The organism is Halobellus sp. GM3, from assembly GCF_052545375.1.
Genome location: NZ_JBQWLT010000004.1, coordinates 170,630 through 187,255, shown reverse-complemented (window position 1 = coordinate 187,255; position 16,626 = coordinate 170,630). Strand labels below are relative to the sequence as shown.

Below are 16,626 nucleotides of genomic sequence, written 5' to 3'. Positions count from 1 at the left end.
ATGAGCGAACCGCTCTCGATCCTGCTGACCAACGACGACGGGATCGACGCCGTCGGGTTCCGGGCGCTGTACGAGGCGCTCTCGGCGTTCGCCGAGGTGACCGCCGTGGCTCCGGTCGGAGATCAAAGCGCCGTGGGGCGGCAGCTCTCGAACGACGTCGCCGTCCATGCGCACGAGTGGGGATACGCTATCGACGGCACGCCGGCCGACTGCGTCGTCGCCGGCATCGAATCGCTCTGCCCGGAGACCGACCTCGTCGTCGCCGGCTGTAACAAGGGCGCGAACCTCGGCGCGTACACCCTCGGTCGTTCCGGGACGGTCAGCGCGGCCGTCGAAGCGGCCTTCTTCGACGTGCCCGCGATCGCCACCTCGCTGTACGTCCCCGGCGGCGGGGACGCGCCCTGGACCGAGCTGGCGAGCGACACCGCCGACTTCCGCGAGGCGACGCGTGCGACGGCGTTTCTGATCCGGCACGCCCACGGGGCGGGCGTTTTCGAGGAGGCCGAGTACCTGAACGTCAACGCGCCCTTCCCGGACCCCGACAGCGGCCCGGCACCGATGGAGATCACCCGCCCCTCGCGGCTGTTCGACCTGACCGCCGAACACGACGGCAACGGGACGATCACGCTGCACGACCGCATCTGGGAGCGGATGCGCGAGGACGATATCCCGGACCCCGAGGGCACCGACCGGCGGGCCGTCGTCGACGGCAAGGTGTCGGTCTCGCCGCTGACCGCGCCGCACACGACGGAGCGCCACGAGGCGCTCGACGGTCTCGCAGAGGCGTATCTGGACGCCGTTTAGCGGACCGCTACAAACCGGAGTCGGCGGTAATCGGCGGTCCACGTTCCCGCCTCCTCGTCGTACAGCTCGTCGCGGAGGCGGTCCTCGACGGCGGCGACGACGCCGGGTCGCTCGCGCTCGGGGACCGGTCCGAGGAGCCTGTCGCCGAACATCTCGATCCACGAGGAGAGCCCCTCCTCGACTGCCGTCGGCCGGTCGAACAGCCGCGCGTAGCGGACCTCGAAGCCGTGGGACTCGAGCGTCGTCGCGTGCTCGCCGACGGTCGGGAAGTACCACGGATCGGTCGGCGGCTCGTAGCCCCGGTCGTCGAGTTCTGCCCGAACGCCCTCCACGATCGCGCTGACGTTCCCCGTCCCGCCCAACTCCGCGACGAAGCGGCCGCCGGGAGCGAGGACGTCGGCGACGGAGTCACAGACCGCGCCCTGCTCGTCGATCCAGTGGAGCGCAGCGTTCGAGAACACGGCGTCGAAAGGTTCCACGCCGCGGCCGTCGGCGCCGCCCCCGTCGCCGTCGCTGTCGGCCTCGGCGGCGTCCGCTCCGTCCGCGATGTCCGAGAGGTCGAACTCGCGGGCGTCCGCTCGGACGAACCGCCGGTCGGGGTACGTTTCCCGCGCCGTCTCGATCATCTCACCGGACTGGTCCAGCCCGACGACCGACGCCCCCGACGCCGCGATCCGCTCGGTCAGGTGGCCGGTGCCGCAGCCGAGGTCGAGAATCCGCTCGTCCGGCTGCGGGTCGAGCAGGTCGACGACGTCGGCGCCGTACTCGTAGACGTACGAGTGTGAGCCGTCGTACGTCGTCGCGTCCCAGTCGTTGTCGGTCATCGGCGGGAGTAGTTCGCACGGGAATATAAATTGAGGTCCGACCCCCGAGGACAGAAGGGAAACGCTCTTTTCGGGTACGGACGGATATCAGGCATATGAGCGACAGGGACGACGAGACGGCCGCCGATTCCGACGCGGCAGCGTCGGAGGAGCCGACAGACGCGACGCCCGAAACCCTGAACGAGCGCCTCGACGGGGTCGAATCAGCCCTCGAAGCGGCGGAGACGGAGGCCGACCTCGACGGGGTCGAGTCCGATCTCGACGGCGTCGAGGCGGATCTCGAGGCCGCCGACCTGCCGGAACCCGACGGGGACGACGAGGACGACGACGACCCGCGGGAGGCGCTCGAATCCCGCGTCTCGGACCTTCGAGACGATCTCGAGTCCCAACGCGGGCCGTACGCGGCCGACGTCGTCGACGACGTCGAGGCGGCGCGGTCGAAGGTGGCAGACACGCGCTGGACCGAGCGGGGCGAGTCCGAAATCGTCGACGTCGTCGAGGCGTTCGCCGACGCCGTCTCGGAGACGCTCGAGGCCGACGTGGCGGTCGCCGGCGACGACGTCGACGCGCTCGCGGCCGCGCTCGAAGACGCCGGTTCGGCGATCGAGGACGCGGACCTCGACGCCGACGACGACGCCGAGACCATCGCGTCGCTGCTGGAGGCGAGCGACGACCTCGAGGCGGGTCTCGAAGACGCCCAGGAGTGGGACGATCTGGAGACGAACGAACAGCTGATGGCGGAGGGCTTCTACGACGTCCTCGGGCACTACAAGGACTACCCGCCGGAGCTGTCGGCGCTCAAAGAGTGGGAGAAGCGCGGCCGCGTCGACATGATCCTGCTGGCGAAAGACAGCCTCCAGTCCGAGTTCATGCAGGGGCACTGTATGGACGCGCTCGTCCGGATGGCCAACGACGACGCGTTCGAGGAGATGCACCAGCTCGCCCAGCGCCGCGAGAAGAAGGCGATCAAGGCGCTCGGGCGGATGGGTGCGGGCGCCGAGGCGGCCGTCGAGACGCTCGTAGAGTACGTCGATTCCGATTCTGACCCCGCCCTCCAGAAGGTGACGTTCCGCGCGCTCGGCGAGATCGGATCGACCGACGCGACGCAGGCGCTCGCGGACAAACTCGAGATGGACAACGACAACGTCCGCCCGTACGCCGCCCGCGCGCTCGGGCTCATCGGCGACACGCGGGCGATCGACCCGCTCGCCGACACGCTCGAATCGGACGAAAGCGACACCGTCCGCGCGGCAGCCGCCTGGGCGCTGCGACAGATCGGCACCGAGAGCGCGCTCGAAGCCGCCGCGGAGTACGCCGACGAGCGCTCGTACCTCGTCCAACACGAGGCCGACCTCGCCGCCGCCGCGCTCGGCGACGACGACGCGGATGCGGAGACGCCGACGGCGTAGTTTCCCTCGCCTCGTCCCGGTCCCGACCGCCGAAGCTTGAAATAGGATCGGCGGACCAGACGCCCCGTGTCACCACGAGCGCGTCGACAGCGACGTTCGAGCCGCCGAGCCGTGCGGCGGGCGATGTCCCTCGCGGTACTCCTTCTCGTCGTGAGCACCGCGCTCGGAATCGTCCCGGCGGCCGCCGTCGTCGACGGACCGTCACTCGGGGGCGCGCCCCCGAACGGGACGGAGTCGGGGACGGCGACGGGAATCGGCTCGGACGCGGAGACGGGCCCCCGAATCACCGCCGCGTTCCCGGACCCGGTCGCGCGCGGCGACGCCGGCGAGTACGTCGTCGTCGACGCCGCCGGCACGTCGAATCTGACGCTCTCGGACGGCGAGACGACGGTCCGCGTCCCTCCGGACGGCGTCGTCGCGCTCTCCGCGACGCCGAACGCGACTCGCCCACTCGTCGACGTGCCGGTCGTCGAAGCGAACCTCTACCTCTCGAACGCGGGCGAGCGGTTGGTGCTCCGCCGCGGCGCCGGGGGAGAGATCGACGCCGTCGACAGCCTCGAATACGGCCGCACGCGCGAGGGCGAGCGACTGAACGCGACGACGGGCGAGTGGACGCCCCGCGGGCTGACGCGTCGACCGGTCGTCGCGACCGGTCCCGCGAGCGCGACCGCGTTCGTGCTCCCGGACTCACCCGACGTCCCCGTCGAGACGCTCCGGCGGGCCGACGAGCGGATCCTGCTCGCGGGCTACACGTTCGCGTCGCCGCGGGTGGCCGACGCGCTCGTGGCCGCCGCCGACCGCGGCGTGCGCGTCCGCGTCCTCCTCGACGGCGGGCCGGTCGGCGGGATGACGACGGCCCAGCGAGCGCAACTCGACCGACTCGCCGCGGGCGGCGTCGACGTGCGCGTGATCGCCGGTCCGCACGCCCGGTACGCGTTTCACCACCCGAAGTACGCCGTCGCCGACGACGCCGCGCTCGTGCTCACCGAGAACTGGAAGCCGTCCGGGACCGGCGGCAAGAGCAGCCGCGGGTGGGGCGTCCGCGTTCACTCCGAGCGGACCGCGGCCGAACTCGCTGCCGTCTTCGCCCACGACGCCGACGGTCTCGACGCCGTCCCGTGGCGCGACCATCGCCGGAACGCGTCGTTCGTCGAGGAGCGGCCGGCGTCGGGGGCGCACGAATCCCGCTTCGAGCCCGAGACTGTCGCGGTCGAGGACGTCCGAGTCCTGACCGCGCCGGGGAATGCGGGACCGGCCGTCCGCGGGGCGATCGCCGACGCGAACGGGACGATCGACGTGCTCTCGCCGCGACTCGACCCGGACGGACCGTACTTCGCGTCGCTCGTCACCGCCGCGGGGCGAGGCGTCCGCGTGCGGATCCTCCTCTCGAACGCGTGGTACGACGAGGAATCGAACCGGGCGGTCGTCGGGGAGAGCGCGCGACTGCGGGAACAGGGGCTCCCGATCGAGGCGCGGATCGCCGCCGGGCACCGATTCGAGAAGGTCCACGCGAAGGGCGCGGTGATCGACGACGAAACGGTGCTCGTCGGGAGCCTCAACTGGAACGAGCACGCCGAAAGCGAGAACCGGGAGGTCGCGCTCGCGCTCAACGGTCGGGAGCCGGCGGCCTTCTACGGCGCGACGTTCGCGGCCGACTGGGAGGCGGCATCGGCCGAGAGCGAGCGCGTTGGAGGCGTTGGAGGCGTCGACTGGAAGACCCGCGTGACGCTGGCGCTCGGGGCGCTCGCGGCCGCCGTGCTCGCCGCGTTCGTCCTCCGGCGGACGGTGGCGTTCGAGCGGCTGTGAGCGAGCGCGCGTCGAGGCGGTGGCGACCCGATCAGACGTCGGTGTCGACGATCGCCTGCGAGGAGAGCTCCTCGTCGAGTTCGGCGTCGGCCATCTTCTCGACGAGGCTGTCGATGACCGCCTCGCGCATCCCCTTCACGAATTTGATCGAGCCCACGACGAGGTGTCCGCCGCCGGAGACGCCCCCGCCGACGACCTCTTCGTTCAGTTCGGCGACCATCCGCGGGATGTCGAGGCGGACGCCGTCGGATCGGAGCACGGCGAAGTCGGGGCCGTAGCCGATCGTGATCACCGGTTCGCCGTGCTCTCGCACCTTTCGGTCGTGGAGCTTTCCGGTGGTCTTGCCCGGCGCGGGGTATGTAAAGCGGTGCGCCCACTCGTCGAGGTCGGCCGTGTAGAGGTGGGCGTCCGAGTCGAGCCGCTCGTGTTCGAGGTGCGGCGCGGCGGCGTCCATCTGCTGTTCGACGTCCCGCTCGGCGCGGGTGGCGAGGAAGTCGACGAGCTCGTCGTGTCGGCTCTCGTCGTCGCAGCCGACGTTCAACACGTCGTTGACGAGCGACTGGCCGTCGTTGTAGCGCAGCCAGTGCGCGGCGTAGTCGAGGGCCTCTCCGACCTCGAGCAGTCTCGCCCGGTCGTAGCCCTCCGACTCGGCGAGCGCGATGAACTCGTCCATCGCCTCGGCCTTCGAGCGGTCGGCGAGGCCGGCGACGGCGGGGACGTGCCGCAGATCGTCGGTCACGTCGGGATCGATCATCCGCGCGAGCTCGACGCACATCATCCCCGTCGTGATGCGGTAGTCCTCGCCGTAGAGATAGGGGTTGACGTGGGCGTCGAGCAGGTGTTCGACCGCTTCGGGGTCGGGGTGGTGGTGGTCGACGACGGCGATCGGCACGTCGTAGTGCGCCAGGTTCTCGTAGGCGGGGACGTCCTCCTCGGTCGACCCGTTATCGAGCATCAGGAGCAGCGGGAGCCGCTGTCCGTGGCGGGCGCGCCCCTCGAGTGCGAAGTTCAGATCGCGCGTGACGTCCTCCATCTCGTAGTACGGCGCCTTCGAGGGCAGCCGCTTGATCAGGTGCCGGGACGCGTCCGGGTCGTCGTGGACCGCCTCGATGTAGTTTTCGAGCGCGAGCTGAACGGGGACGGACGCGCACATCCCGTCGCCGTCGGCGTGGTGGCGGACGCGGATCGGTCGCCCCTCCAGAACCGTGCGCCGGAGCAGGCGAGCGAGTTCGCTGAGGTCCTCGCGGAGCTTCTCGAAGGCCGCCCACTCGACGAGCGGGTCGACCGCCGCCGGGGCCGCGCGGTCCGCAAACGCCGCATCCAAACTCTCCCGTGCCGCTGTCAGGTCCTCGCCGTCCAGTCGAGTCATCGAATCGACCTCGAACTGGAGCGAGCCGTCGTGAGGCTCGGCGGTGCCGCCGATCCGGACGACGTCGTCGAGCTCGACCGCCGGGAAGGCCCGGACGCCGGCCTCGCGGAACGCCGCCGCGGAGACGATGCCCGTCTCGTCGGCGATCCGGAAGACGGTGGGGCCCCCGGTCTGCTTGATCTGGGCGACCTGTCCCTGAATGTGGGCGGTGTCGCCGGCGTTCAGCGCCGCGATCGGCGTGAGGTCCGGTTCGTGGTCGACGACGACCGTCTGATACGTCGACTCGGTGAAGACGTCGAAGGCGACGTCGCCGTTGCCTTTCAGCTCTTCGAGCGTCACCGTCAGCCGATCGCCGACCTCGTAGGACCGGTCGAGATTCGACTCGTGGACGAGACCCGACACCTCATCGGAGACGTCGACGAAGATGCCGTACTCGACGACGCCGTTGACGACGGCGTGGTAGTTGGCACCCACTTCGACGTCATCGCGCGTGCAGTTCGGTGCGAGATCGTAGACGACAGGTCGCGAGTCACCCTCCGAATCCGGAGCGGCCTCGCCGCCGGAATCCCCGGCGTTATCGGCAGTCATACTGGCCAGAAGTGCCGCGCCGCGGTTAAGACTTTACAATCTGTTTGCCCCCGTCACGCGGCGCGGTCGCGGCCGCGTTTCGACGCCGCGGCGAGCCGGTCCAAGGGGGCGACCGGAACGCTTAGAAGGCGACGACCCCGAGATCCGGCTATGCGACTCTTCCGGTCGAGTGAGGTGCTCGGCATCGCGACCGACGCGCTCGACTTCGCGCGGGAGGCCTCACGCGAGACACACCCGGACGAGTATATGGGGTTCCTCCGCGGGGAATCCGCGACGGACCTCGGGCTCGACCGTTCGGGGACCGTGATCACGGACGTGCTGATCGTCCCGGGGACGCGCTCGAACCCGGTGAGCGCGACCGTCGACAGCAACATGATCCCGAATGACAGCCGGGCGGTCGGCTCGATCCACTCGCACCCGAACGGCGTCCTCCGACCGAGCGACGCCGACCTCGACACGTTCGGGCAGGGTGACGTCCACATCATCCTCGGACACCCGTACGGGCCGGCAGACTGGCGGGCGTTCGACCAACACGGCGACGTCCGCGATCTGGACGTCATCGACGTCGACCTCCCGGACCCGGAGGACTTCTTCGATTTCACCGAGGCCGATCTGGATCTCGACTTCACCGAGCCGTACGATTCCGGAGGGTCGCGGCGGTGACCCGACGAGTCGTGGCCCAAGGGACGTTCGATCTGCTCCACCCCGGGCACGTCCACTACCTCTCGGAGGCGGCGACGATGGGCGACGAACTGCACGTCATCGTGGCCCGCCGCGAGAACATCACCCACAAGGAGCCGCCCGTGCTCCCCGACAGGCAGCGCCGGGACATCGTCGGCGCGCTGGGCGTGGTCACGGCGGCGCACCTCGGACACACCGAAGACATCTTCGTCCCGATCGAGCGGATCGACCCCGACGTCATCGTGCTCGGCCACGACCAGCACCACGACGAGGGGGCCCTTCGGGACGCGCTATCGGCCCGCGGAATCGACTGCGACGTCGCTCGCGCGTCCGCCCGCGAACCGCGCTATGAGGGCGAGCTCCTCTCGACGGGGCTGATCGTCGATCGGATCATCGACTCACGGAACGTCGAAGGAGACGCCGACGCCGAAGGAGCGGTTTCGGACGCGGATTCCCGCGCGTGAGTCGAAATCACGCCCGCGCTTCGTTCGATCGAGACCGGTCATCGCGACGGCTCCGATAGGCGATACGGCCGCCCCGACGGGGATCCTAGAAGAAAATCGAAACAGCGCTATTCGCCGCTCTGCTGTTCGTCGAGCCAGTCCTGGTACTCCTCGTCGGAGACGACCTCCACGGTGAAGTACATCTGCGAGTGAGCGACGCCGCAGTACTCCGTGCAGTACCCCTGGTAGGTGCCCTCCTCGTACGCGACGGTCTTGATCGTGTTCACCTGCCCAGTCATCGCGTCAGTTTTGAGCGCTAACTTCGGGACGTGGAAGCCGTGGAGGACGTCACGGGAGGAGACGTGAATGATCACCGGACGGTCCTTGGGAACGACGATCTCCGTACCCGTCGTCACGTTCCCCTCCTCGGGGTAGGACATCTCCCAGCCCCACTGGAACGCCTCGGCGTTGACGACGACGGGATCGCCGGAGGCGTCTTCGACGCCCGGCTGGTAGGTGACGTTGCTGTCGGCGAGCACGCCGTAGGAGGCGACGCCGACGAAGAGGAGGATGATCGCCGTCGCGATCGTCCACGTGATCTCCAGCCGACGGTTCTCCCGCGTCGGGGTGGGGTCGTCGTTGTTCCGGAACTTCACCACGGTGTAAATGAGGATCGCCTCGACGAGCACGGTCACGGGAATCGCGATGTACAGGAGCTTCCCGTTCAGCCCGTTAATCAGCTCCGCGCTGGCTGACGGCTGCGCGGCGACCGGGTCCGCGAAGAGGCTCACCAGCGCCACTGAGAGCAGTGAAACGAGTGCCAAACGCGTCTTTCGCATCGGCCGAGGATTAGGAAGAGTCACGTAAATAGTTGCTGACTTCGGTCACCCCGCGGAGCGCGAAAGCGGGGGCCCTAAGTACAGTGACTTCCAATCGGGAGTAGGTGAGTTTTGTGTCGTCCACCGAAACGCACACCCGCTTTCACGGGCTCCTCGCAGCGACGGCGATCGGCGTCTATCTCCTGTTACTCGTCGGCGCGACCACGGCGCTGACCGACGCCACGGCGTCGTGTGCGGCGTGGCCGGCGTGCGGCGACGGGTGGACCTCGCCGACGTCGACCGCCGGCTGGCTCGCGGTGGGCCACCGGATCGCGGCCGTCCTCGTCGGCGGGCTCGGCGTCGCAACGCTTCTGACGGGGCTCAGAGCCGGCGTCGGTCGCCGCGTCCTCGGCGCCACGCTGTTGGCCGGCGTCCTCTACCCGGTGCAGGCCGGCCTCGGCGCGTTCGTCGCGATCGGCGGCGCCGACGCGACGCTCTCGGCGGTCCATCTGACCGTCGGGATGGGGATCTTCGTCTCGCTGGTGGCGGCGCTCGCGTGGGCGCTGGAGCGGGAGACCGGCGATCCGTCCGAACAACCGGTCGATAGCGTCGATCTCGCGCCCCCCATCGAGGCGGGCTACGAGCCCGACATTCCGAGCGACCGCCGCGAGCGACTCGTCGCGACCGCGAAGGCGTACCTCAGGCTTACGAAGCCGCGGCTGATGTGGCTGCTCTGTCTCGTCGCCGCCGCCGGGATGGCGCTGGCGGCGACGACGACCGGCGGGCTGACGGTGGGCGTCGTGCTCGCGACGCTCGGCGGCGGGGTCCTCTCGATCGGCGCGTCGGGGACGTTCAACCACGTCTTCGAGCGCGACATCGACAGGCGAATGCAGCGGACGAGCGACCGACCGCTCGCGACGGACCTCGTCCCCGTCCGCAACGCGCTCGCGTTCGGGCTCTTGCTCGCGGCCGGATCCATCGCGCTGTTCGCGTGGGTGAACCCGCTCGCGGCCGTCCTCGGCGTCGCCGCGATCCTCTTTTACAGCGTGGTCTACACGCTGCTCCTGAAGCCGAACACGGTCCAGAACACGGTTATCGGCGGCGCGGCCGGTGCGCTCCCAGCCCTCATCGGCTGGGTGGCCGTCACGGGCGAGATCGGCCTCGGCGGCCTCGCGCTCGCGACGATCATCTTCCTGTGGACGCCCGCGCACTTTTACAACCTCGCGCTGGCGTACAAAGACGACTACGAGCGCGGCGGGTTCCCGATGATTTCAGTCGTCCGCGGGGAGACGGAGACGCGAAAGCACGTCCTCTGGTACCTCGCGGCGACGCTCGTCGCCGCCGGCGCGCTGGCGTCGATGGACGAACTCGGTCTGCTGTACGCGCTCACGAGCGTCGTCTTCGGCGGCGCGTTCCTCTACTTCGCCGTCCGACTGCACTACGAACAGACCGAGCGGGCCGCGTTCCGCTCGTTCCACGCGTCGAACGCGTACCTCGGGGCGCTGCTCCTCGCGATCGTCGTCGACGCGCTGGCGGTGTGAGGATGTCGGTGACGCGCGCCGCTTCGGGGCTCGATACGCGCGACCTGCTCTACGGCGCCCTCGTCGTCAACACGCTCCTCGCGCTGACGGTCGCGTACCTGCTTTTGGCTCGCATCACGATCACGCAGCCGCGCTATACGGTCTACGGTCTCCTGTGGATCGCGGTCGGCGTGTTCGTCATCTGGAAGACCGAACCGGCGCCGGCCGCCGAGCGAACGCGTCGCCGGGCGGCCGCGGTCGCCGCGGTGTATCTCGTCGCGCTCGCGGTCGCCGGCGGTGTCGTCGTCACGGCGATGCGCCCGGGCGCCGGCGTGTACGGAATCCGAGTCGCGACGCTCGCGCCGGGGTGGGGGCCGGCCCCGGTCTTTTCGACGCCGTGGGCCGCGCTCGTCCTGATGCCCGCCCGCGTCGTCGGCTACCTCGCGCTGGCGTACCTCGTGTACGCGACCGTGATCGACGCCGCGGGCGCGGCCGTCTCGGGCGTCATCGGACTGCTCTCGTGCGTCTCGTGCTCGTGGCCGATTCTGGCCTCGCTGCTCTCGGGGACGCTCGGCGGGGGGTCGGCGGTCGTCGCGGCGACGTTCGATTTCTCCTACGACATCTCGACGGCGGTGTTCCTCGTGACGGTCGCGCTCCTGTACTGGCGGCCCTCCGTCGGTCGTCGCGGGTGAGGCGACAGTTCGACCAAAAAACTGCGTCGGTGGGGCTCGACACGCCCGCCTTAGGCGAGTCCGATCGGCTCGGGTCGGCTGTCGTCGAGTTCTCGCTCGGGGCTGTCCTCCTCGGCGAACTCCTCGCGTTCGATCGCCGCTTCGCGTTCGTCGTCCGCCTCGCGTGCGACGGTATCGTGTTCCCGCTCGGTCAGCGCCTCCCGCCGCTGAAAGTGGTAACACATACCATAGTATGGTTCGAATTCGGCGATCAAAAATCCATCGCCGACCAAGGCGTTCGCGAGTGCCGCCGTCCGCAGTCCGCCAAGGGACAACGGGCTTAATTGAACCCCGTCCTAACAGGTGAACGAATGGTCACCATCGAGATCGAATACTGCGTCCCCTGCGGGTTCCTCGACCGCGCATCGGACATCCAGCACGCGCTGCTCCGACAGTTCGGCGACCGTCTCGACCGCGTCGCACTGGTGACCGGCGATCACGGCGTGCTGACGGTCGCCGTCGACGGCGAGATCGTCTGGGACAAATCCGAGGACGGCTACGACGTCGACGCGATCACCCGGCGCGTGCGCGAGTCGATTTGAGAAATTCGGCCGTCACCAGCGACGGTGCAGAGGGTGGCGTTGTTATTTCCAGTTCCCGGTTCCGCGCGCGCGTTCGGGGCGACTCCGGCTGACAACGAGGTGTTGACCGGGCACGATATCGGTCGTGATGGAGTACTCGATCCGTCGCTCGACCCCGTCAGCACGAATCACAGTCCCCGTGACGTATTCCGAATCGGCGTGCTGGACCTTCTCTGTCAGGGCTTCAAGACCGAGCCCGTCGGGCAGGAACTCGGAGAGAAACCGCCCGAGTAGCTCTTCTCGATCGACACCGTACGTGCCCGCGACCTGCGAATTGGCGTCGACGATATGGGCGTCGTCGTTGACGATAACCATCCCCTCGGACGCCTCCTCGAAAGCCCGTTGATACTGATCTCGCACCTGTGTGAGTTTGGTTAGCCGTTGTTGGGCACTCGATGTCGGTTTCCGTGGGATCGAGATCGTCATTGTCGTTCCCTCCTCAGTGGCCGTCGCGTCGACGGAGCCGTCGTGGCTACTCACGATCCAGTGAGCGAGCCACAGACCTAACCCACTCCCGTGGATGAGGGGAGTCTCCGAGCCCTTTTCGAGCACCGCGGCCTCGTGATCGGCAAGCCCCGGTCCGTCGTCCATGATCTGTATCTCGACGGCATTCGGAACGGTTTCGACCGCGACCGTCACCGTCGGGTCGGGTCTGCTGTGCTTCGCCGCGTTCTCGACCAGTTCCTCGAGGGCTCGCGTAAGGCTCGATAGCACGTCCACGGTTATCTCTTGGTCGTACGTGACGGTGATCAACGCCGAGGGATACTCGTCTGCGACCGTCTCGACAACCCTCTCAACGAATCCCACGATCTCGGTGGGCTCGCGCTCGAGGTCGACAGACGTGATCCGGTTTAGCTCTCGGGCCTTCCGGCTCAGCGAAATGAGTCTGTCGATATGCCGTAAGACGGTGTCGCCGTTCGAGTCGGTATCCAGCTGATCGGCCATCATTCGCGTGTACCCCCGGATGACGGACATATCGTTCCGAAGATTGTGCCGAAGCACTCGGTTGAGCACGCTGGCGAGGTTGGCCTGTCTCGTGAGTTCAGCCTCGTGCTGCTCGCGTTCGAGTTCGCGTTCGAGCAGCTGAGCGATAAGTTCGGTAAACATCGTCTCGCTCTCGCTGAACTCCTCGGGGCGCGGGTCCTCGGCGACGAAACAGACCGTCCCGTAGGGTTCGTCGTCGAGAAGGATCCTCGTTCCGTGATAGCAGTGAAGCCCATGAGTCTCGAAGGCCGGATCGTCAGCCCAGCCCTGACTTGGGGCGTCGTGGAGTATAATTGGAGAGCGCGACTCGATCGTTCGACGACAGTACGCCGTTCCGAGATCGAGTTCCAGTCCCGGAGGAAACCGTCCGCTCGCCGAGTCGGTGCTGACCGTCGCTTCCCAGTGATCGGTCTCCCGATCGATACGCGTGAGGTGTCCGTTATCGACGTTTAAGTACGCGACGTCCAGTTTGAGCGCGTCACGGGCTTTCCGATCGAAGGACGCGTCCCCCCGAATGGTCTCGTAAAGCTCCTCTCTGGCCCATTGAGCGGTGATTTCTACACCAGCCATTGTGTCCCCTCCCGCAAAGTCGCCCTCCCCTTTCGGACGGACCGTTTCGCTCTAGTAGAGGAAACGTGTTCAATGGTTGTTATATCTTCGGGCCGCCGATGAAGCTCGCGCAGGACTTGGATACCGCCACGGCTCGGCGCAGCATACCGGGGTTCGGTGAGCCCGCGAGCGCGCAGAGACGCTCGGAGAATCGGTCAGTCCCGATGTCCCCAGCGCCGACCCTCCCCGTCGTAGCGGGCCTCGTAGATACGGTCCCACTGGCCCACGGAGAGTTGGACGTCGGCCGCGCCGAGGTTCTCGTCGAGTTGCCCGGTCGTTCGCGCGCCGACGATCGGGATCACCGTCGCGTCGGGGTAGTCCATCAGCCACCGCAGCGCCACCTGTGCGGGCGCGGCGTCGACCTCATCGGCGACCTCCCTGACGGCGTCGAGGACCTGCCAGCCGCGCTCGGAGAGGTAGTAGTCGCCGAACTGATCGTCCATCGATCCGCGGGAGCCGTCGGGCGCGATCACCCGCTCGGGGTCGTCGGGATCCGCGCGCTCGTACTTGCCCGTGAGGAACCCGCCGGCCAGCGGCGAGTACGGACAGACCGCGAGGCCCTGATCGCCGCAGACGTCGAGGTACTCGCTCACGTCTTCGTAGTACCCGGCGTGAAACAGCGGCTGGGTGACCTCGAAACGCTCCCACTCGTGCACCTCGGACTTCCACAGCGCCTTCGTGAGCTGCCACGCCGCCATCGTCGACGCGCCGAGGTAGTTCACTTTCCCCTCCTCGACGAGGCGGTCGAGCGTCGAGAGCGTCTCCTCGATCGGCGTCTCCTCGTCCCAGCGGTGGATGTAGTACAGGTCCAGGTAGTCGGTGCCGAGCCGATCGAGCGTGCCCTCAATCTGGTTTCGGACGTGCGTCCGAGAGAGGCCGGAGCCGTTCGGGTTATCGGGGTCGAAGCCGAAGTAGACCTTCGAGGCGAGGACGACCTCCGAGCGGTCCCGCCCGGCGAGCCAGTCGCCGATCCAGCGCTCGCTGCGCCCGCTGGGCGTGCCGTAGACGTTGGCCGTGTCGATGAAGTTCCCGCCGCGCTCGACGAACGCGTCGAGGAGTTCGTGCGCCTCCGACTTCGTCGTCTCGACGACGCCGTCGGTCTCGCGGCCGAAGCGCCACGTGCCGAAACACAGCTCCGAAACCCTCGTGCCCGTCGATCCGAGGCGTCGGTAATCGAGGCTCATACGGATACAGACACGTGCCAGCGGCAAAAACGTGCGTCCGGGAGAACCGCGCGGAGTCCGGGCCGATGCGGGCTCCGATCGGGCCGCCTACTCGATCGGCTCGAACCGGAAGCCGTCCCACTCCTGGCTCGCCGGCTCTCTGATCCCCGCCTCGGGGTCGCGGAGTTCCTCGCAGTAGACCGGTCGGACCGCGTCGCTGATTTCGACCTCGTCGGTCGTCACCTGGCCGATGGCGCGCACCGGCTCGCCGTCGACGTCGAACTCGACGATCGCGAGGGTGTTCGGCTGCCGGACGCCCGGCGGCGTCGCCGTCGACGTCGTCCACGTGATGACCTCGGCGACGTACTCGCTCAGATCGACGGTCCCGACCGGCTCTTCGCCCCCGGGACCGAGCGGGTGGCCGGGGTACGTGATGCTCCCGTCGGGGTAGCGGGACGCTTCCATAACGCGGTCGTCTTCGACTGCTGTCTCGGGTGTGTCGTCGCTCATAGCTGGCCCTCCAGAACGGTGGTCGTCACGCAGTTCCCGAAGCCGCCGACGTTGCAGGCGAGGCCGGTCTCGGCGTCGACCTGTCGCGGCCCGGCCGTTTCGGTCACCTGCCTGTAGATCTCATACACCTGCGCCACACCCGAGGCGCCCAGCGGGTGCCCCTTCGACTTCAGGCCACCGGAGGTGTTGATCGGCAGGTCGCCGTCGCGGTCGGTGACGCCCTCTTCGACCGCCTTCCAGCCCTCGCCCTTCTCGAAGAAGCCCAAGTCCTCCGACTGGAGGAACTCGAGGATGGTGAACATGTCGTGGAGTTCCGCGACGTCGACGTCGTCGGGGCCGATATCGGCCATCTCGTAGGCCTGCTCGGCGGAGTGGACGACGCCGCCCATCGTCGTCGGGTCCGCGCGCTCGTGGACGACGTGGGTGTCGGTCGCGCCGCCGATGCCCGAGACGACCGCGTACTCGTCGGTGTGCTCGCGGGCGACGGACTCCGGGCAGAACAAAAGCGCCGCGGAGCCGTCGGTGATCGGACAGAAGTCGTACAGCCGAAGCGGGTCGGCGACGACCGGCGACTCCAGGACGGTGTCGAGGTCGACCTCCTTTCGGAACTGCGCGTGAGGGTTGTCGACGCCGTTTCTGTGGTTCTTCACCGCGACCCGGCCGAGCGACTCCCGCGGCGCGTCGTACTTCTCGAGGTAGTGCCGCGCCGTGAGTCCCGCGAACGACGGCAGCGTCACGCCGTGTTTGTACTCGACCGGATGCGTGAGCGACGCGATGACATCCGTCGCCTCGGCGGTCGAGCGGTGCGTCATCTTCTCGCCGCCGACGAGCATCGTCATCTCCGACGCGCCGGAGGCGACGGACTGCCAAGCCGCGTACACGCCCGCGCCCCCCGACGAGGACGTCTGGTCGATTCGTGCCGTGTAGGCCGGGACCGCCGCGAGGTCGTGCGCCAGCGCGTTCGGGACGCCCGTCTGTCCCTCGAACTCTCCGCTGGCCATATTCGAGACGTACAGGTGCTCGACCTCGGCGGCCGAAACGCCCGCGTCCTCGAGGCAGGCGCCGCCGGCCTCCGCGAGCAACCCGCGGATCCACTCATCGCGCTGCCCGAACTGGGTCATCGATGCGCCGATGATCGCTACGCGCTCCATACCCGACAACGAGAGGGCGGTGGCTTACCGGTTTCCCTTCTCGGGAGCGGCGCCGCCGCTTCGGAACCGGCACCTCCGTGTCGGCCGCACGGCCGATAGTTCTCGAAGCGCTTACACGCGTTCCGGCACGAGACCGGGTATGGACCCGGATTCGGACTACGACTCGATCGCCCCGACAGTGGGCGCGATCGTCTGTCTCCTCTTGGCGGCGATCGTGTTCGCACCCGCGTTGCTGGTCACGACGAGCGACGTCGGCGTCGCCGAATACTACGCGTCCGGCCCGTTCGGCGTCTCCGTCGTCGGTTTTCTGGCGCTCCTCAACGTGATCGTCTTCCTCGCCGGCGCACAGGAGCGGTCGGACCCCGTCACGCTCGCGGGTGTCGCCCTCGTGTCGGGACTCGCGGTGCTCCTGTTTTCGATCCTCTGGGCGGTCTCGATCGAGTCCACGCTCCTGTTCAGCTTCCCGTCGGAGTACGCGTGGATCGAGAACCACCGCTGGGCGGTCGTCACGGTGTCCGCGATCGTGACAATCGCCGCCGGGAGCTACGCGCGCAGCGCGCTCAGGTGATCGTTCGCACCGCCAGTATCGCCGCCGTTCTCGACGCGCTCGAACAGAGACGGAGACCCGCTCGGCG

General features: G+C 68.4%; 17 protein-coding genes. 9 read left to right on the top strand and 8 right to left on the bottom strand.

What is annotated here, in order from left to right; translation table 11 throughout:
• Positions 1 to 804, top strand: a complete 804-nt coding sequence (gene surE, locus ACT3HL_RS08325; protein WP_445086361.1) for a 5'/3'-nucleotidase SurE — start codon at positions 1 to 3, stop codon at positions 802 to 804.
• On the opposite strand, the gene ACT3HL_RS08320 is transcribed toward surE, so the two are convergent.
• Complete coding sequence (locus ACT3HL_RS08320; RefSeq protein WP_445086360.1) at positions 801 to 1,628, bottom strand: methyltransferase; 828 nt, start codon at positions 1,626 to 1,628, stop codon at positions 801 to 803. The genes surE and ACT3HL_RS08320 overlap by 4 nt on opposite strands.
• Before the next feature lie 95 nt (positions 1,629 to 1,723).
• Between ACT3HL_RS08320 and ACT3HL_RS08315 the strand changes: the two genes are divergently transcribed.
• Positions 1,724 to 3,037: a HEAT repeat domain-containing protein gene (locus ACT3HL_RS08315; RefSeq protein WP_445086359.1), complete on the top strand. Its 1,314-nt coding sequence runs from the start codon at positions 1,724 to 1,726 to the stop codon at positions 3,035 to 3,037.
• 123 nt (positions 3,038 to 3,160) lie between these two features.
• Positions 3,161 to 4,843, top strand: a complete 1,683-nt coding sequence (locus ACT3HL_RS08310) for a phospholipase D-like domain-containing protein (protein WP_445086358.1) — start codon at positions 3,161 to 3,163, stop codon at positions 4,841 to 4,843.
• A gap of 31 nt (positions 4,844 to 4,874) precedes the next feature.
• Here ACT3HL_RS08310 and ACT3HL_RS08305 read toward each other — a convergent pair whose 3' ends face one another.
• Positions 4,875 to 6,800, bottom strand: a complete 1,926-nt coding sequence (locus ACT3HL_RS08305) for an OB-fold nucleic acid binding domain-containing protein (protein WP_445086357.1) — start codon at positions 6,798 to 6,800, stop codon at positions 4,875 to 4,877.
• Positions 6,801 to 6,950: 150 nt separating this feature from the next.
• Between ACT3HL_RS08305 and ACT3HL_RS08300 the strand changes: the two genes are divergently transcribed.
• Positions 6,951 to 7,463 carry a Mov34/MPN/PAD-1 family protein gene (locus ACT3HL_RS08300; protein WP_445086356.1) on the top strand — a complete coding sequence of 171 codons (513 nt, stop codon included), beginning with the start codon at positions 6,951 to 6,953 and terminating at the stop codon, positions 7,461 to 7,463.
• Entirely contained in the window at positions 7,460 to 7,945 is a 486-nt protein-coding gene (locus tag ACT3HL_RS08295; protein ID WP_445086355.1) for an adenylyltransferase/cytidyltransferase family protein, read from the top strand. The genes ACT3HL_RS08300 and ACT3HL_RS08295 overlap by 4 nt, the downstream gene beginning before the upstream one ends.
• 107 nt (positions 7,946 to 8,052) lie before the next feature.
• Here the strand turns inward: ACT3HL_RS08295 and coxB are convergent, their stop codons facing one another.
• Entirely contained in the window at positions 8,053 to 8,763 is a 711-nt protein-coding gene (coxB, locus tag ACT3HL_RS08290) for a cytochrome c oxidase subunit II (RefSeq protein ID WP_445086354.1), read from the bottom strand.
• A gap of 113 nt (positions 8,764 to 8,876) precedes the next feature.
• Here coxB and cyoE point away from each other — a divergent pair, with 113 nt between their 5' ends.
• On the top strand, positions 8,877 to 10,283 hold the full coding sequence (gene cyoE, locus ACT3HL_RS08285) for a heme o synthase (RefSeq protein WP_445086353.1): 1,407 nt from the start codon (positions 8,877 to 8,879) through the stop codon (positions 10,281 to 10,283).
• 2 nt (positions 10,284 to 10,285) lie between these two features.
• On the top strand, positions 10,286 to 10,954 hold the full coding sequence (locus ACT3HL_RS08280; protein ID WP_445086352.1) for a DUF7546 family protein: 669 nt from the start codon (positions 10,286 to 10,288) through the stop codon (positions 10,952 to 10,954).
• Positions 10,955 to 11,004: 50 nt separating this feature from the next.
• On the opposite strand, the gene ACT3HL_RS08275 is transcribed toward ACT3HL_RS08280, so the two are convergent.
• Positions 11,005 to 11,178 carry a hypothetical protein gene (locus ACT3HL_RS08275; protein ID WP_445086351.1) on the bottom strand — a complete coding sequence of 58 codons (174 nt, stop codon included), beginning with the start codon at positions 11,176 to 11,178 and terminating at the stop codon, positions 11,005 to 11,007.
• Between the two features lie 126 nt (positions 11,179 to 11,304).
• Here ACT3HL_RS08275 and ACT3HL_RS08270 point away from each other — a divergent pair, with 126 nt between their 5' ends.
• The gene (locus tag ACT3HL_RS08270; protein WP_445086350.1) at positions 11,305 to 11,535 is read left to right on the top strand and encodes a SelT/SelW/SelH family protein; all 231 of its coding nucleotides are present in this window, start codon (positions 11,305 to 11,307) and stop codon (positions 11,533 to 11,535) included.
• A 42-nt stretch (positions 11,536 to 11,577) separates the two neighbouring features.
• Here ACT3HL_RS08270 and ACT3HL_RS08265 read toward each other — a convergent pair whose 3' ends face one another.
• From ACT3HL_RS08265 to ACT3HL_RS08250, 4 genes are all read right to left on the bottom strand, one after another.
• Positions 11,578 to 13,128: an ATP-binding protein gene (locus ACT3HL_RS08265; RefSeq protein WP_445086349.1), complete on the bottom strand. Its 1,551-nt coding sequence runs from the start codon at positions 13,126 to 13,128 to the stop codon at positions 11,578 to 11,580.
• 194 nt (positions 13,129 to 13,322) lie between these two features.
• Positions 13,323 to 14,351, bottom strand: coding sequence for an aldo/keto reductase (locus ACT3HL_RS08260; protein WP_445086348.1), 1,029 nt, complete (start codon positions 14,349 to 14,351; stop codon positions 13,323 to 13,325).
• A gap of 87 nt (positions 14,352 to 14,438) precedes the next feature.
• Positions 14,439 to 14,840, bottom strand: coding sequence for a nucleic acid-binding protein (locus tag ACT3HL_RS08255; RefSeq protein WP_445086347.1), 402 nt, complete (start codon positions 14,838 to 14,840; stop codon positions 14,439 to 14,441).
• Positions 14,837 to 15,991 (bottom strand): thiolase family protein, encoded by a 1,155-nt coding sequence (locus ACT3HL_RS08250; protein ID WP_445086346.1) that lies wholly within the window; start codon positions 15,989 to 15,991, stop codon positions 14,837 to 14,839. Before ACT3HL_RS08250 ends, ACT3HL_RS08255 begins: the two co-directional genes overlap by 4 nt.
• A gap of 139 nt (positions 15,992 to 16,130) precedes the next feature.
• On the opposite strand from ACT3HL_RS08250, the gene ACT3HL_RS08245 reads away from it, so the two are divergent.
• Positions 16,131 to 16,559, top strand: a complete 429-nt coding sequence (locus tag ACT3HL_RS08245) for a DUF7548 family protein (RefSeq protein WP_445086345.1) — start codon at positions 16,131 to 16,133, stop codon at positions 16,557 to 16,559.
• Positions 16,560 to 16,626: the final 67 nt, after the last annotated feature.

Bases quoted from the DNA above. Each gene is read 5' to 3' on its own strand.
- surE (WP_445086361.1), top strand. From the start codon at position 1: ATGAGCGAACCGCTCTCGATCCTGCTGACCAACGACGACGGGATCGAC.
- ACT3HL_RS08320 (WP_445086360.1), bottom strand. From the start codon at position 1,628: ATGACCGACAACGACTGGGACGCGACGACGTACGACGGCTCACACTCG.
- ACT3HL_RS08315 (WP_445086359.1), top strand. From the start codon at position 1,724: ATGAGCGACAGGGACGACGAGACGGCCGCCGATTCCGACGCGGCAGCG.
- ACT3HL_RS08310 (WP_445086358.1), top strand. From the start codon at position 3,161: ATGTCCCTCGCGGTACTCCTTCTCGTCGTGAGCACCGCGCTCGGAATC.
- ACT3HL_RS08305 (WP_445086357.1), bottom strand. From the start codon at position 6,800: ATGACTGCCGATAACGCCGGGGATTCCGGCGGCGAGGCCGCTCCGGAT.
- ACT3HL_RS08300 (WP_445086356.1), top strand. From the start codon at position 6,951: ATGCGACTCTTCCGGTCGAGTGAGGTGCTCGGCATCGCGACCGACGCG.
- coxB (WP_445086354.1), bottom strand. From the start codon at position 8,763: ATGCGAAAGACGCGTTTGGCACTCGTTTCACTGCTCTCAGTGGCGCTG.
- ACT3HL_RS08280 (WP_445086352.1), top strand. From the start codon at position 10,286: ATGTCGGTGACGCGCGCCGCTTCGGGGCTCGATACGCGCGACCTGCTC.
- ACT3HL_RS08275 (WP_445086351.1), bottom strand. From the start codon at position 11,178: ATGTGTTACCACTTTCAGCGGCGGGAGGCGCTGACCGAGCGGGAACAC.
- ACT3HL_RS08270 (WP_445086350.1), top strand. From the start codon at position 11,305: ATGGTCACCATCGAGATCGAATACTGCGTCCCCTGCGGGTTCCTCGAC.
- ACT3HL_RS08265 (WP_445086349.1), bottom strand. From the start codon at position 13,128: ATGGCTGGTGTAGAAATCACCGCTCAATGGGCCAGAGAGGAGCTTTAC.
- ACT3HL_RS08260 (WP_445086348.1), bottom strand. From the start codon at position 14,351: ATGAGCCTCGATTACCGACGCCTCGGATCGACGGGCACGAGGGTTTCG.
- ACT3HL_RS08255 (WP_445086347.1), bottom strand. From the start codon at position 14,840: ATGAGCGACGACACACCCGAGACAGCAGTCGAAGACGACCGCGTTATG.
- ACT3HL_RS08250 (WP_445086346.1), bottom strand. From the start codon at position 15,991: ATGGAGCGCGTAGCGATCATCGGCGCATCGATGACCCAGTTCGGGCAG.
- ACT3HL_RS08245 (WP_445086345.1), top strand. From the start codon at position 16,131: ATGGACCCGGATTCGGACTACGACTCGATCGCCCCGACAGTGGGCGCG.